Source organism: Butyrivibrio sp., assembly GCF_017635265.1.
In the GTDB taxonomy this organism is placed as follows: domain Bacteria; phylum Bacillota; class Clostridia; order Lachnospirales; family Lachnospiraceae; genus Butyrivibrio.
In genome coordinates this window covers 28,777-45,344 of sequence record NZ_JAGBLU010000069.1, presented here as the reverse complement: position 1 = coordinate 45,344, position 16,568 = coordinate 28,777, and the positions used below count along the sequence as shown (strand labels likewise).

The 16,568-nt window shown below is 38.7% G+C and carries 13 protein-coding genes; 1 reads left to right on the top strand and 12 read right to left on the bottom strand.

What is annotated here, in order from left to right; all coding sequences use genetic code 11:
• From J6O61_RS08350 to J6O61_RS08295, 12 genes are all read right to left on the bottom strand, one after another.
• Positions 1–1,641, bottom strand: coding sequence for a polysaccharide biosynthesis C-terminal domain-containing protein (locus J6O61_RS08350; protein WP_292211855.1), 1,641 nt, complete (start codon positions 1,639–1,641; stop codon positions 1–3).
• A gap of 17 nt (positions 1,642–1,658) precedes the next feature.
• Positions 1,659–2,162, bottom strand: coding sequence for an rRNA maturation RNase YbeY (ybeY, locus tag J6O61_RS08345; protein WP_292211852.1), 504 nt, complete (start codon positions 2,160–2,162; stop codon positions 1,659–1,661).
• Positions 2,143–3,357: a hypothetical protein gene (locus J6O61_RS08340; protein ID WP_292211849.1), complete on the bottom strand. Its 1,215-nt coding sequence runs from the start codon at positions 3,355–3,357 to the stop codon at positions 2,143–2,145. Before J6O61_RS08340 ends, ybeY begins: the two co-directional genes overlap by 20 nt.
• A complete protein-coding gene (locus J6O61_RS08335; protein ID WP_292211846.1) occupies positions 3,357–4,391 on the bottom strand; it encodes a PhoH family protein in 1,035 nt (344 codons plus the stop codon). The genes J6O61_RS08340 and J6O61_RS08335 overlap by 1 nt, the downstream gene beginning before the upstream one ends.
• A 24-nt stretch (positions 4,392–4,415) precedes the next feature.
• Positions 4,416–4,895, bottom strand: coding sequence for a 23S rRNA (pseudouridine(1915)-N(3))-methyltransferase RlmH (rlmH, locus tag J6O61_RS08330; protein WP_292211901.1), 480 nt, complete (start codon positions 4,893–4,895; stop codon positions 4,416–4,418).
• 8 nt (positions 4,896–4,903) lie between these two features.
• Positions 4,904–5,938, bottom strand: coding sequence for a hypothetical protein (locus J6O61_RS08325; protein ID WP_292211843.1), 1,035 nt, complete (start codon positions 5,936–5,938; stop codon positions 4,904–4,906).
• Positions 5,939–6,485: 547 nt separating this feature from the next.
• Positions 6,486–7,868 carry an NADPH-dependent glutamate synthase gene (gltA, locus tag J6O61_RS08320; protein ID WP_292211841.1) on the bottom strand — a complete coding sequence of 461 codons (1,383 nt, stop codon included), beginning with the start codon at positions 7,866–7,868 and terminating at the stop codon, positions 6,486–6,488.
• Between the two features lie 65 nt (positions 7,869–7,933).
• A complete protein-coding gene (locus J6O61_RS08315; protein WP_292211840.1) occupies positions 7,934–8,809 on the bottom strand; it encodes a sulfide/dihydroorotate dehydrogenase-like FAD/NAD-binding protein in 876 nt (291 codons plus the stop codon).
• Positions 8,810–8,905: 96 nt separating this feature from the next.
• Positions 8,906–10,348: a chitobiase/beta-hexosaminidase C-terminal domain-containing protein gene (locus J6O61_RS08310; protein WP_292211838.1), complete on the bottom strand. Its 1,443-nt coding sequence runs from the start codon at positions 10,346–10,348 to the stop codon at positions 8,906–8,908.
• A 15-nt stretch (positions 10,349–10,363) separates the two neighbouring features.
• Entirely contained in the window at positions 10,364–11,224 is an 861-nt protein-coding gene (folD, locus tag J6O61_RS08305) for a bifunctional methylenetetrahydrofolate dehydrogenase/methenyltetrahydrofolate cyclohydrolase FolD (RefSeq protein WP_292211835.1), read from the bottom strand.
• Positions 11,225–11,275: 51 nt separating this feature from the next.
• A complete protein-coding gene (locus J6O61_RS08300) occupies positions 11,276–12,952 on the bottom strand; it encodes a formate--tetrahydrofolate ligase (RefSeq protein ID WP_292211833.1) in 1,677 nt (558 codons plus the stop codon).
• Complete coding sequence (locus tag J6O61_RS08295; protein WP_292211831.1) at positions 12,952–15,831, bottom strand: FtsK/SpoIIIE family DNA translocase; 2,880 nt, start codon at positions 15,829–15,831, stop codon at positions 12,952–12,954. Before J6O61_RS08295 ends, J6O61_RS08300 begins: the two co-directional genes overlap by 1 nt.
• A 105-nt stretch (positions 15,832–15,936) precedes the next feature.
• Between J6O61_RS08295 and J6O61_RS08290 the strand changes: the two genes are divergently transcribed.
• Positions 15,937–16,509: a hypothetical protein gene (locus tag J6O61_RS08290; RefSeq protein WP_292211828.1), complete on the top strand. Its 573-nt coding sequence runs from the start codon at positions 15,937–15,939 to the stop codon at positions 16,507–16,509.
• Positions 16,510–16,568: the final 59 nt, after the last annotated feature.

Sequence of the window (16,568 nt, the reverse complement as noted above, 5' to 3'; positions counted from 1 at the left end):
TTAATCCTCTAAGCTACCTGTTCTTCCCAAATTACCTGCAAGCATCATAAACACTTTTCCCAATGGAACACTTGCTATTTCCTTTGCGGTAATTCCTCTCAAAATGATCATGAGCACCATATAAAGCACATAATATAGAATCAGCGCTATGATCAATGTAAGTATATCTCCTATGAGATTGAGGAATATTACATTTATAATAAATGCCAAAAGTCCTGAAATAGCAGAACAAAGAAGCGGAACTCCGACAGATCTTATAAGCTTTTGTCTGTATTTGAGCATTTTACCCAAAAGCAAAAAACATAAAACATCATATAATGCAAAAGCTAAAAGTAATGATATCAAAATACCATATACCCCAATTCCTGCAACCACTACAAAAACAACCATCATAGCCACATGAAGAGCCCAGGAAAGGAGTATTGAAACAAGTGCCAGCACAGCCTTTCCCATATGATTTAACAGCCATGAAAAAAATACGGCAATAGGCGCTAAAACAATCAAAAGACTTCCAATTTCGATCAGATAATTAGACAGATCATTGTTCTTACCAAAGACTGCAATCTCAATAGTCTTTGCCATTACAAAAGTAAATACAGCAACAGGTAAAGACAAGGCAAAAAAGCTATGCGAAAGCATGCGAAGTCTGTCTTTTGCACCGGTCAGCTCATCCCTTTCAATACGAGCCATTACCCTGTTCCAGGTTTTTACAAAAGGAATAATACAAAGAATGATCAGTATAGATATAAGGCTCAAAACCCGACCTGTATAAACTCCGTAATTAAGCACAAAGTCATTCTCTGTTCCCAGATTCTTTTGATGGATTACATAAAAGACAATATCAAAAAGGATTACAAGCGCCGGAGTGATGTATAAAAGAACAATCGATCTGACTGTAACAAGCACATCATTCTTATTATCCAAATACCTCGGTGCACCTTGTTTAACAAACTCTTTTATCTCATTTTTTCTAAGTGTGAAACTAACTACTATCTGAATAAATCCTGCAATAACTCCAATCAGAATTCCTATCATCATTCCGGTTGAACCATATACACTGCTAAGCTCACTGATATGGAACAGATTATTCACCTTAAGTCCGTAGTTATACAGTATTGCAGAAATAATGGTTCCGCTAACAAAAGAAAATAACGCGATCAGAATATCTGAAATTACAATCGGCTTTGTGTATCCAATCCCCTGAAGGTAGCCTCTTAAAACACCCTGAATGGATAAAAAAATTGCACAAACAGCAACTATTATGCAATGGAACCATGATCTCGAAGATCCAAACAAATATTCAGAGCAAAAGAAACTACTTAAAACCAGCACAATAAAGGTCAGCACTCCTGCGATTGCAAAAATCCGAAAAGAACGCACCATGTTGGCTTCTGCATTTAAATACTGCGATCTTCTGGCCCGCAGTCTTACCATTATCCAAACGGACTTCTGTACAGCCAGAACAAAAGAAAGATATAGAATATAAAAAACAGCAATAGGTCCGGCTACAAAACCTGCTCCTTTATCGCCATATATTCGCAAGGTAATTATCTCATATAGCATCATTATCAAAACAGATACAAAAAACATGGAGGTTATTATATCCGGTCTGATTCTTTTTTCCTCAAAATACTGTTTCATACTTCTGCTCCCTAAAACTAGCCTCTGGTAATACCCAGTTCCTCAAGTACATCACTTTGCTTTTTTTCCATCACCTTGGCTTCATTCTCCTCCATATGATCATAGCCGCATAAATGAAGCATGCTATGAGCAACTAAAAACGCAAATTCTCTTTTTTCGCTATGACCATACTCTTTAGCCTGCTCTCTTACCCTATTCTCATTGATAACAATGTCCCCAAACATAATGTTACCGGAATCAGGATTTAAAAGATCAATCTGCTGCTTACCATCAATAACAGAAAAATCACCGGGGGTATCGTAACTGACATTAGGAAAAGATAGTACATCAGTTGGTCTGTCTATTTCTCTAAACTCATTGTTCATTTCCCTAATGCCTTCATCATTAGTAATAATAAGACTTATTTCAACCTCGTGACCACAATTTTCTTTCTCTAAAACTTTAGAAGCAACCAAAGTTGCCACCTGCTCTATATCAAAATCAAACTCAGCTTCTACTTCATTATCTACGTAAAAAACCATAGTATAACTTCTCCTTTTTTAGGATTTTTCTCATTTCATGAAGTTCTCTAAATGTCACCTCATACTCATTCAATTCACCATTATCAATTCTTTTGTCGATTATCCCGTCTATCAGCTGATCATAGTTTATATTGGCGTTTGGATCTTTTTTCAAAAGATACATTATCGAAGATATAACTGTCTCTGATAACTGAACTGTCAATGATTCTTTGGATCTGGGCACAGACTTTGAAGGAACCATATATTCCTTGAGAAAGTCAATTGCCTCCAGCGGAAAATTATTCTCTGAATAATAGTGGGAAACATCATCCCAATCCATCTTGCCATCTATAATACCAATCCTATGATAATATGAACAGGTTTTTACAGCCCTTGCATTAAATCCAAGTCCCATAGCAATTCTCTCAGCCAGATACGCCGTATGTATCGCCAGGAAGTATTCATCCTGATTCTTATCCTTAAGTTCCTTTAAAAGTGAAAACTCAGCGTCATTTATCTCCATATACATATCATTTGATTTTCTGATGACATAAACACCAAACATATTCAGAAAAATCAACAGAATAAGAAGATTAAGCATCACATTAAGAATTGGTAAAATCAGGATTTTTATTCCCAAAGTTCTGTTTAAGAACAACACATTAAATGCAACGAGTAAAACAGCCTGCATCATCAAAGAAATAAAAGTAGGAAATGCAATTTTAGTATCTTCCTTAAGGTCTCTGAACATCGAAATTGCTACGGCACCTGCAAGCACATACATAAAAAGTTCACCCAGACTTCCATTTTCCTCTAGCATTACAGATAACATAACAAAGCATGTTCCTGATATCATACCTATCTCACTGTTTGAAAAAAGAGCAAGTATTACAAATATAGACAAATATGGCCAAAATTGATTGGGAATTAAAGAAAAAACACATGAAAGCACCAAAAAAACAATATAGACAACTATGAATCTGTTTCTTTTTTCATAGTTATCATAAGAAAAGCCCTCTTTTCCTCTCGATGATGCATCTAAAAGCATAAAAATAATTGTTCCTGAAATAATGAAAGCAACAACTATATTTCGTAGTATTGCTTCATAGCTCTTTCCAAGAACAAAAGAAAATCCCCCGACTCCTATACCGGTAACCAAAAAAAGTACTGCATATAAAATTTTTATTTTATCAAAGGATAGCCCTTTTTTATCCATTACCTGTGCGCCTTTTCCAGTTTTTTAATTGACTTGACTTTCTGCTTGTTTAAAGCTTTTTTCTCATAATCCTCATATGCTTTTACAATTTTCTGGACAAGAGGATGTCTTACAACATCATTACTTGTCAAAGTGCAAAACTCAATGTCGTCTATTCCCTTAAGTACGCTTTGAGCCACGTCAAGACCGGACTTTACATCAGGCGATAAATCCTTCTGACTGGCATCACCGGTAATAATAACCTTAGAACCAAAACCAATTCTTGTAAGAAACATTTTCATCTGAGCAGGAGTAGTATTCTGGGCTTCGTCAAGAATAATAAAAGCATTGTCCAAAGTCCTTCCTCTCATGTAAGCAAGCGGAGCTACCTCAATTAATCCTTTTTCCATATTCTTGATAAAATTTTCTGTACCCATTATCTGATAAAGCGCATCATATAAAGGTCTTAAATATGGATCCACTTTGCTCTGAAGATCTCCCGGCAAAAAACCAAGTTTTTCTCCGGCCTCAATCGCTGGTCTGGTCAAAATAATGCGGCTTACCTCTTCCCTTTGAAAAGCTGTAATAGCCATAGCCATTGCAAGATAAGTTTTTCCTGTTCCGGCAGGTCCAAGACCAAATACAATCATTTTATTCCTGATTGCATCTATGTATTTTTTTTGTCCCAGTGTCTTTGGTTTAATCGGTTTACCGGATATAGTATGACATATTACATCCTTATCAATGTCTACCAGCACATTTTCGTTTTTATAAGCCTTGGATAATTTTTCCTCTTCTTTTAAATTGATAGCATAATTGATTGACTGTTCCTCAATTCCACCGCCCCTTCTATAGAGCTGAACAAGTTCTCTTATTATGCTGGCTGCTTTATCCGCGCCATCTTTATCACCGATAATATGAAGCTCACCGTTTCGATCTATGATCTCAACTCTAAAACTGTCCTCAATCTTGCGGATATAGCTGTCATTTTCCCCAAATATTCCTCTCTCATCTTCTGCAGTAAGCGAGAGCCTAAGTTCTGTTATTTCACTCATATAAACTTCCCCAAATTACGTTAATTATTTATGATACGGTTCCCCGCTTATAATTTTGTATCCCCTATATATCTGTTCCAATAAAATCACTCTCATCATCTGATGTGGGAATGTCATATCCGAAAAACTGATATACTCATCTGCACAATCAAGAACGCTTTTATGAAGACCTAAAGATCCACCAATAATAAACTGAATATGACTAATTCCTTTTATTCCCTGCTCGTTTAAAAATTCAGAGAAACTTTCGGATGTGAACTTCCTGCCATTTATGGCCAGTGCACAAACAAAAGCTCCCTGATCAATATTCTTTAGGATTCTTTTGCCTTCTTTTTCCTTGATTTGCTCTTCTATTGCAGCCGGCGCATTATCAGGAGTTTTTTCATCGGCTACTTCGATAATGCTTAACCTGCAATATCTTGATAACCTTTTGGAATACTCTGCAATAGCGTCATTCCAGTATTTCTCTTTTATTTTTCCGACACAAATAATAGATATCTTAATCAATACTTTTAATTTACCTTTTTCCCACCTGTAATTATTCCGGTGATCAGATTGTCTTTTGTTCCTTCTTCTGTCATATAAATAAAGTCTTTTTCGTCTTCATTGTTCTGTAAAACAGGAATCTTTCCATCTTTATCAAGATGTGTATTTACAACCTGCTTCCATGTTCCCTGCTCACAGTTACCTGACCATTCACTTATATTACCATCTCTATCTATGAGAATAATATACATGCTACCGTTATAAAGCGCTTTATCGAAAGTTCCAATTGCATTTTGAACGTAGTAATCATCCCCATTCATTTTTTCAAGATTATAGTCATAATGCTCCTGGCCTTCACCACATGGAAGATCTTCAACCCACTCGCCGGTGTACAAATGCTCCGTTACAACATAATTACTATATTCCGGATAAAAATTAATCCATGTTCCGGTACCGCTTCTCTTTCCATTTTTCCACTGTCCAAAATAGTACTGATCATCCCCATATACTGCCAGTCCTGTACCTTCAGGCTGTCCTGAAGAATTGGTTTCTCCATAGTAATAAAAATCATTAGTACCTGAAAGCTTATATGACATAGCCTCGAATCTCTCAAGGTGAGCCAAATCTCTGACAGCTTCCGTGTTGTTATCGGACCAATATGTATACATTTCCTGAAGCTGCGCATTTATATCGATAGCCAGTCCATTATATACATTTTTAAGTACAGCAGCCTTTGTAGTATAAAGACTGTTTCCTGAAATATCCAAAGACCCTGCTGTACTTTCTAAAGTACTTTCTTTACTGCTATCATCACTACTTTCATCCGTAACCGCTTCATCTATGCTGTTACTGCTTGAAGCTTCTGCTGATACAAGATTCCCGGAAGATGCATTTAAATCTCCGGAAGATTCTACACTTGCATACTCATTTATATTATCATTCAGCAGTTTTTCATCACTTTCTTTTTTCCCTGACAATGCTATAAAAAGCACCAAAAGAAGTAGTATTACAGCAACAATTCCTGAAGTAATCGCAATCTTGATTTTTTCATTTCTATCCATAATTATTCTCCAATCCGCAATCCATACAATTATAACATAAAACGCCAATCTTCCCAACCTATTCGGAATCTATACTTTCTTGTAAACGACCGCAGATGATGTGGAAGTTTAGAGATAGTTATGTTCACTCCGGTATTTTTCAATGTGATAAATTGGACATAAAACACCCACAAAAGCCTTGTTTCATGCTTATTCAGAGCACAAGTCTTTTGTGGGTTTATTTATATCCATTTATCATCATTTCAAAATAAATCGTTCACATAACTATCTCTAAACTTCCACAACATCTGCTATTCTGCTTTAAATAGTTCTATCTTAGCAGTAAATAGAAAAATCCATTTTTGCCCATAGCTTTGGATAGAGCGATTTAGTATGAGCAATAGAGACTGTTAATAAAAAATAAGAGCCTCATTTTCTGTTTTGAATAAGCATGAAAGGAAATGAGGCTCTTATTTTGAATTTACTGTCTCTTTGCGAATACTACCCGAGCTCTGGACAAAGCTATGGGTAAAAATGGATTTTATTTTGACTCTCGCAAGAAAGTATATTATTTGGAGAGATATTCGTCGATGCCCTTGGCTGCGGCTTTACCTGCACCCATTGCAAGTATTACTGTTGCTGCACCTGTTACAGCATCACCACCTGCAAAAACACCCGGTTTAGAAGTCTGACCATTATCTTCCTGTGCAACAATACATTTTCTGCGATTAACTTCAAGTCCCTGAGTTGTTGATGAAATAAGCGGATTAGGTGATGTACCAAGTGACATGATAACCGCATCACACTCAATTTCAAATTCAGATCCCGGAACTTCAACAGGACTCCTTCTTCCGGATTCATCAGGTTCTCCAAGCTCCATACGAATACATGTAATACCCTTTACCCATCCGTTCTCATCAGCATGGATTTCAACAGGATTTGTAAGAAGGTCAAAAATGATACCTTCTTCTTTAGCGTGTCCAACTTCCTCTTTTCTGGCAGGAAGTTCTTCTTCACCACGACGATATACTACATGAACCTCTGCTCCGAGACGAAGTGCTGTTCTGGCTGCATCCATTGCCACGTTACCACCACCAACAACGACACATTTTTTAGGTCTCATAATAGGTGTTCTTGAATTCTCATCAAATGCTTTCATGAGGTTGCTTCTTGTAAGGAACTCATTGGCTGAGAACACACCCATTGCCTGCTCACCCGGGATGTTCATAAATCTTGGAAGTCCAGCTCCTGAACCGATGAATACAGCTTCAAAACCTTCCTTCTCCATAAGTTCATCTATTGTTACTGATTTTCCAATAACAACGTCAGTCTCAAGCTTTACACCAAGAGACTTAACGTTTTCAATTTCTTTCTTAACAACGGCAGTCTTTGGAAGACGGAATTCAGGAATACCATAAACCAAAACTCCACCTGCCTCGTGAAGGGCTTCAAAGATTGTTACATCATATCCCATCTTGGCAAGATCACCGGCACATGTAAGTCCTGAAGGGCCTGATCCGATAACAGCAACCTTTTTACCTTTCTTTTCTTTTGCTCCTTCCGGCTTTATTCCAAGCTCTCTTGCAGTATCAGCAACATATCTCTCAAGTTTTCCGATTGATACAGCATCGCCCTTTATTCCTCTGATACACTTGCCTTCACACTGACTTTCCTGAGGACAAACACGCCCACAGACAGCAGGAAGAGCGCTGGACTTACTGATTGTCTGATAAGCTCCCTCAACATCCCCGGTTTTAACCTTAGAAATAAATCCCGGAATATCAATTGACACAGGACACCCCTGAACACACTGCGGGTTCTTGCAATTAAGGCATCTTAGTGCTTCTTTTTCAGCTTCTTCTTTATTATATCCAAGGCATACTTCCTCAAAATTGGTAGCACGCACTTTTGCATCCTGTTCTCTTACAGGAACTCTAACAAAACCATCCATTTCAAAATCTCCTTTTTTAATATGATACACGGATTGCCTGACTTTTCGTCCCTATATCATCCATATCATTCACAGTTTCCGCATCCGCCGTGATGAGTGTCACCTTCCTGAGCCTTAAGGAAAAGTCTTCCCTCTTCAGTTTTATAGAGTTTCATACGATTCATAGCCTGATCAAAATCAACCTTATGTCCATCAAATTCCGGACCATCAACGCAGGCAAACTGAACCTTTCCACCTACCGTCAAACGACATGCACCACACATCCCCGTGCCGTCAACCATTATAGGATTCATACTGACAACAGTCGGAATTCCAAGTTCCTGTGTGAGCTTACATACAAACTTCATCATGATCATAGGTCCAATTGCAACACAATGATCATATTTATTGCCTTCATCCCAAAGATCCTGAAGTGCTTTTGTTACCATTCCGCTTCTTCCATATGAACCATCATCAGTAGTAATGTGAAGATTACATACCTCTTTAAACCTATCCTCGAGAATAACAAGATCTTTGGTCTTTGCCCCGATAATAACATCGCAATCAACGCCAAGTTCTTTAAGATACTTCGCCTGAGGATAAACAGGAGCTGTTCCAACTCCACCGGCAATAAAGACAATTTTCTTTTTCTTAAGTTCTTCCACGCTCATTTCGCAGAGATCAGATGGCTTTCCAAGTGGACCAACCACATCCGCAAGTTCATCACCGGCCTTAAGTTTAGAAAGCTTATATGTCTCTGCACCTATAGCCTGAACCACTATTTCAACAGTACCCTTTTCCCTGTTGTAATCGCAAATAGTAAGAGGAATTCTCTCACCTTCATCATCAACACGAATAATAAGAAACTGACCAGGTAAACATGCATCAGCCACACGCGGAGCCTCTACTATCATTTGAAAGATATTTGTAGCCAGCTCATTTGCCTCTAAAATCTTAAACATAGTCTTCCTCCTATAATAACTATACATAGCATAAATAATAAGATAAACAAATAAAAAATGCAATTAGTAATTTAAATTGGTAAAGTGTTAAAACGCCTACCTGTTAGAAATAGTAATAAGTGTATACTTTCCGCTTGAATCATAGCCCAACCTGTTAACTGAACCATCATGAGTATTAACAGCGTACATAAGCCCTGTCGGCGTTACAGTTCCGTCATTGGCTACATGATTTTCAATTACCACGTAGTATTCTCCGGCACCCTGTATCTCTATAACCGAATCGTAAATATACTCGTTATGTCCATCCTGCCCTCTGACTTTTCCTGTAGAATCCAAAAGAATGTCAAGACGCACCAAAGTACTCACTATACTGTTAACAGCCTGTTCAGTGGAAACAAGTCTGGTGTAAATCAGATGATACTGCCTTTCAACAATTTCACTGCTCTCGCCTTCTTGATTAAATGCAATAAATTTAAATACAGAAGTTCCCACAGGCATAGTTATCGGCGATATATACTGTTTGGATTCAACTGTCGGATCAGAACCGTCTGTTGTATAAAAAATAGTACTACCGGCTTCTGCAACTGCTACAATCATTGTGTTCTGGTTATATTCGCCACTTGGTTCCATGATTTCGGGAGCAGCCGGAGCCCCCTCTTCAACAACATAACTTTGCTGAACAATTTCACTGTATAATCCATACTCATTGACACATACAGCTTTAATATCATATTCACCGGCTTCGTCCAATACTATGGCATTTTCATAAAAAATACTGCCATTATTCGGATCGTCCCCATTAACAGTGTAATAGATACTACAGCCTTCAGCACCATTAAGCTCTATGTTTATCACGCCATCGTAGGTTCCTGAAAGAGGAATCATATCAGGCTCCTCCGGAATATATTTATCACGAAGTGACCTTGTAACTTCATTATCTTCTTCCGTCAAAAGAGAAGTAATCGCCCGATACTCCCCTTCCTGCCTGTAAATAGAGATTATTCCTTCATAAGCTGAGAGCCTCTTTTCATCAGAAAAAGAAGCAGATGCCGTAATTATCTTAAGAGTGTCAGCTGCTTCAGCGTTTTTGCCGACTTCCAGATAATAATCCGACAACCTGAAAATTATATCGGAATTTTCGGGATATTCTTTATTCCCCCGGATCAAATACTCTATTGCCTGATCCATGTTTCCTGAATTTTTGGCATCCGCAGCAAGTCTTAGATAATACCTTGCAGACTTACTGTTATAGCCTGCAAAAGTAATCAAAAGACATGTTATCAAAGCTACGCAAGTAAAAACCGTCAGTATAATTATCCTTTTATCCCATACAGAAGAAAAAAAAGCTTTTACTTTCTTTTTTCTCTCAAGCCATAGCTTCTCATCTTTCGAAAGCTCATTTGCCAGTCCTGTCAGGCTTTCCTTTATTTTGTTTTCTACTTCCGGCTCAAATTCCGGGACAAAATTTATTTCAGTACCACATTCATCACAGTACAAATGTCCCTCAGGAATTTCTTTGCCACACTTAGGACAAATCATAGGCGTTCTTTCTCTTTATTGATTCATATGCATCAAAGCCGCTTCATAACAGTTGTTCATAAGCATTGCTATTGTCATAGGTCCAACTCCCCCCGGCACCGGAGTAATTGCGTATGCTTTCCCAGCTACTTCATCATATCTGACATCACCGCAAAGCTTACCTTCTTCATTTCTATTTATACCTACATCAATAACAACAGCGCCATCTTTAACATGATCTGCTGTAATCACACCGGCCTTACCGACAGCAGCAATCAATATATCAGCTCTTTTACATACTTCTTCAAGATTCTTTGTCTTAGAATGGGCAATTGTAACGGTTGCATTCTCTCTTAGCATCAAAAGAGCCATAGGCTTACCGACAATATTGGATCTTCCAACAATCACACACTCTTTTCCGGCAATATCAAAATTCTCACATCCACGTTTCAAAAGCTGTATAACTCCCGCAGGCGTACATGATACAAAGCCCTTTTCACCTATACACAATGCTCCGACATTCATAGGATGAAAGCCATCCACATCTTTTGAAGGATCAATAGCGTCAATAACTGTTTTTTCATCAATATGCCCCGGTAATGGCATCTGTACCAGAATTCCGTCTACATCTTTCCTGCTGTTTAATTCAGCTATCAGTTTAAGCAATTCCTCCTGAGATGTTTCAGCAGGAAGTTCATAAGATAGTGAATTATAACCAATATACTCGCAGGCTCTTTTCTTATTTCGTACATAAACCTGTGATGCCGGGTCTTCACCAACAAGTATTACTGCCAAAGTTACAGTGATCCCCTTTTCTTTTAAAAGAGCCGTTTTTTCTTTTAACTCATCCTTGATTTGGCTTGAAATGAGCTTTCCATCAATAATTTTTGCTGCCATTTTGATCCTCTCTTAGATATAAACTCAGGTTAATACTATCAAGTCGTTTTATCAGAACAATCCTGTTATTCTTCCGCTTAGATCAACATCAATATCGTAAGCTGCAGGATGTTTAGGAAGTCCCGGCATAGTAACGATTGCTCCTGTAAGAGCAACCACAAAGCCTGCTCCTGCAGAAACATAAGCTTCTCTTACAGTTATATTGTAATTGGTCGGTCTTCCCAAAAGTGTTGGATCATCAGAAAGAGAATACTGTGTTTTGGCCATACACACAGGAAGTTCCTTAAAGCCCATATCCTCAATCTTTGCAAGCTGTTTAAGTGCCGCCGGAGTGAAATTAACGCCGTCCGCTCCATATATTTTTCTTGCAACGGTTTCAATTTTCTCTTTAAGAGACAACTCATCACTGTAAAGCGGAGCATAATTTGACGGTCTGGTATTCAAAGTATCAATAACTTCTTTAGCAAGAGCTTCTCCGCCTTCTCCGCCTTTGGCCCATACTTCCGAAAGTGCAAACTTACATCCTCTTTCCTCACAAAACTCTTTTACATATTCTGTTTCTGCCTCTGTATCAGTAAGGAAAGAATTAAGAGTAACAACTACAGGAACACCGTATTGCTGGATATTCTCAATATGTTTCTCAAGGTTGACTATTCCCTTCTTAAGAGCATCAAGGTTTTCCGTACCAAGTTCAGCCTTGGGTACACCGCCGTTATATTTTAAAGCCCTGATAGTTGCAACAAGAACAACCGCATCAGGTTTAAGGCCCGCAATACGACATTTAATATCAAGGAACTTCTCTGCTCCAAGATCAGCTCCAAATCCTGCCTCGGTAACAGTTATATCTGCAAGCCCAAGCGCTGTCTTGGTAGCTCTTACAGAATTACATCCGTGAGCTATGTTTGCAAAAGGGCCGCCATGAACAATTACAGGAGTATGCTCAAGTGTTTGAACAAGATTAGGCTTTATTGCATCTTTTAAAAGAGCTGCCATTGAGCCTACAGCGTGAAGATCACCTGCTGTAACAGGTTCTCCCTTAAAATTATAGGCTACAATAATTTTAGCCAATCTCTTTTTAAGGTCATCCATATCACTTGCAAGGCACAAAATAGCCATAATCTCAGACGCAACTGTAATAACAAAATGATCTTCTCTCGGTACTCCGTCAGCCTTTGCACCAAGTCCAACAACAATATTTCTGAGAGCTCTGTCATTCATATCTTCAGCTCTTTTCCATATTATCTGCCTTGTATCAATTCCAAGTTCATTGCCCTGCTGAATATGATTATCCAAAAGAGCTGCTAAAAGGTTATTGGCAGAAGTGATAGCATGAAAATCGCCGGTAAAATGAAGATTTAAATCCTCCATTGGCACAACCTGGGCATATCCGCCGCCGGCAGCGCCACCTTTTATACCAAAACAAGGTCCAAGTGAAGGCTCTCTGAGAGCAATTACTGTTTTGTGTCCCAATCTGTTAAGAGCATCACCAAGTCCTACGCTGGTTGTTGTTTTTCCCTCGCCTGCCGGAGTAGGGTTGATAGCAGTTACAAGAACAAGCTTGCCTTTTTTATTTGACTTTACCTTCGCCAAATACTCTTCTGACAGCTTAGCCTTATACTTGCCATAATACTCAAGGTCATCCTCCAAAACACCCAGTTTTGCAGCAACATCCCTGATATGAAGCATTTTTGCTTCCTGTGCGATTTCAATATCACTTTTAACAGCCATTACTCTCCTCCTAATAACTCTTCAAACTGTTCTTTTGTCATAAGTACTTTTCTGGGCTTGGTTCCTTCTTCGTCGCCTACAACTCCGGCTTCACAAAGCTGATCCATGATCCTTGCAGCTCTGTTGAAACCAATCTTGAATACTCTTTGAAGCATTCCGATTGAAGCTTTTTCTTTTTCTATAATTATTTCGCCTGCCGCAGCGAAGTACTCATCTCTATCGGAGAACGGATCGCCTGATGCTCCGTTAGATCCAACAGACTGACTCTGCAAACTGTTTATCTGCATTTCAATTTCATCACCATAGCCTGTCTCAATTCCCTGATTCCTTAGGAAGTCCGTAACAGCCTGCACCTCTTTATCGGACACAAAGGCTCCCTGCACTCTTGCAGGTTTAGTATATCCTTGAGGATAAAAGAGCATATCACCCTTTCCAAGAAGCTTTTCAGCTCCGTTTATATCAAGAATGGTTCTGGAATCCACACCACTTGAAACTGCAAAGGCAACTCTGCTTGGCATATTAGCTTTAATAAGTCCTGTAATGACGTCAACTGAAGGTCTCTGTGTTGCAATAATCAGATGAATGCCCGCAGCTCTTGCAAGCTGTGTAAGTCTGCATATCGCATCTTCAACCTCATTGGCAGATACCATCATAAGATCCGCAAGCTCATCTACAATAACCACAATCTGAGGCATAACAGACATGCTTCCATCTGTGCATCCTTCAGCAATTTTATTATATCCTTTAAGATCTCTTACTCCGGAATCTGCAAATTTTTTATATCTGTTTGTCATTTCTGCAACTGCCCAGTTAAGTGCTGCTGCAGCCTTCTTAGGATCCGTCACAACAGGGATCATAAGATGGGGAATGCCATTGTAAACACTAAGTTCAACAATTTTGGGATCAATCATTATCATCTGAACTTCTTCAGGCTTTGCCTTATAAATAAGGCTCATAATTATGGTATTGATACAAACCGATTTACCGGAACCTGTTGCGCCTGCAATAAGAAGATGCGGCATCTTGGCTATATCAGTAACAACGGTCTTACCTGCGATATCCTTACCTACTGCAAAAGCAAGCTTTGAAGAAAACTCTTTATATTCTTTGGACTCAATAAGATCTCTAAAAGCAACAGCCTGATTTTCCTTGTTGGGAACCTCAATACCAACTGCAGCCTTTCCGGGGATAGGTGCCTCAATACGAATGTCCCGGGCTGCAAGATTCATTTTTATATCATCAGCAAGTCCAACGATTTTATTGACACGGACTCCCGCCTCGGGTTGAAGTTCAAATCTGGTTACTGCTGGTCCCTGACTGATATCGGTAACAGTAACGTTTACACCAAATGTCTTTAGTGTCTCCTGCAGTTTTAAAGCTGTTTCTTTTAGCTGTCTTGCAGAATCTGAGTTCTTATTCTTTGTTCCTTTTTCCAAAAGAGAGACCGGTGGAAATACATATTTCCTGGAAATTGACTTCTTGTGTTCTTCAATCTGTTTTTCCATTCCGGGACTGGTAGTAACAGGACCGGGGGCATTTATAACAGAGTGCGTTGAACCTCCTGCAGATGAATCAATTCTGGTAGAAGCATTTTTACTCATCGAAATATGATCCTGAGCATGTATTGAATATTCTCCGTTCATGCCATTGCCAATATCCTCCGCATGTATCGGAACATCAGGGAGTATATCCTCTTCATCCTCACAAGGAGCAGGTGTTGCAACAAGTTTTCCTGAATTAACATTTTCAAACGATTCCTGTTCACTATCGTCTTCATGTTCAGATACCGCTTTTATCAGATGCTCCGTTACAGGCTCATAATTAACCTCTCTGATATCCGCTTCTTCATTGATCTCAATGGCATCTTCATCAAATCCCATGCCATGTATAACCGGGTCTGTGACAAGCACTCTCTGCCCATCAGGTTCTACTTCCGTTCTGATATCGTTCTTATTAAGTGTAATCTCATGAATATCATCATGAAAATCATCTTCATCGGGAATGAATACGTTCTTTGGTGTCATGTCTGTTTCATCATGAACTCTGATCTCAGGGGATTTATCTTCTTTTTCATTATCCTCATCCTTAAGATCAGTCTCAAGCATAACTCCGCGAACATTTTTTTCCATTCTCAGGATTTTTTCATCCTCTTTCTGCTCCAGAGCAAGGCGCCTTTCTTCCTCTATTTCAGCACGTCTATGCTCCATTTTTTCACGGCGGCGTTCAGCATAATCCCTATAATTTGCGGCATCTTCTTTTGTGCGTTCAATTATCTTTCTTCCGCCCTTTCTAAGCCCTCCTACAAAAGACTGCTCTGTGAACACCACTATGCTGGCAATTCCAATTACCAAAAGAAGAAGCGCTGTTCCGGCAAAAGACAGATATTTATAGATAATATATGCCAAAGAGCCTGCAAAAAAGCCACCACCATTCTTTCCTGTGCTGGCCTGACTATAAATATATGCAATATCATATTTAGTTAATGTCTGTGGCCTTCCGGTAATAAGTTCAGCAATAATACCTATAACAAAAAATATTACTACTCCGGATACTATCTTTCTGACTGAAGCACTTGAGCCAAAATTGGCAATTCCGATTGCCACAGCACCAAGTATAACCAGCGGCGCCACGTAAGCTGTTATGCCAAAAAGTCCAAATAAAATGGAGCTTACCGCATTACCAAAATCTCCACATATTCCAAAATTACATAAAAATAGGAAAATCGTCAGAGCTATAACTAGAATTACAATAAGTTCACTCTTAAGTGAATAATCAAACTCCTCTTCCTGCCTTCGCACATTCCGAGTGTTCCTACTTCTTGAAGAACTCCTTGTACCGGATTTTTTAGACTGTTTTCTCCCCTTAGCCTGTTGTGTCATATAATTCCTTTACTCCCTACAAAACTCTTAATAGTATATCATTTTTAGTGGGTTTATGCTATACTAACTACTGATTTAAAACGCACCAATGAATAGGAGAATAAAATGGAATTTAGACAGGAAGCTGAAACCGGCACATTTAAAATAGTCAGCAATACCGATACATCTTTAAAGATTAAAGAAGTTGCAACCAAATGCAGATTAGTAAAGACCGATAACGGTGTCAAGGTAGAACTTGCTTATACCGGTCCTAATGCCAGCAAATATATGCAATACATTGAAAAGCACAAAGAGGATCTCACCAAATATCTTCTTAATCCTGATGAAGCAGACCTCTATGAGTGGATGGAAACATCTCATCAAAATCCTGAAACTCTGAAAAAACACGAAAAAGAAAATCTCATTCTTTACGTAAGCTTTGATCTCGAGACTCATATGATGTCAACAGGAATTGCTGATGAAAACATTACCATGAAGCTTGGCTCACCTCTTATGAGCATCAACATAGATGAGCTTACACGTGATGAGTTTAAGCTTGCAATCTACAACATGCTCCTTCTTGCAGATGAGATTTCTGTTATGATGGGCAATGCAGAGCTTCGCAAAATGGCCAATATTCAGATTGTAAAAACATATCTGACCGAGATTTACGACAAGTATCACGAAAACATCGATTGATAACAAAGAATACAAAATAAGCTTGAATCAAAACCTGATTTTAAAGTTTTGTTTCAAGC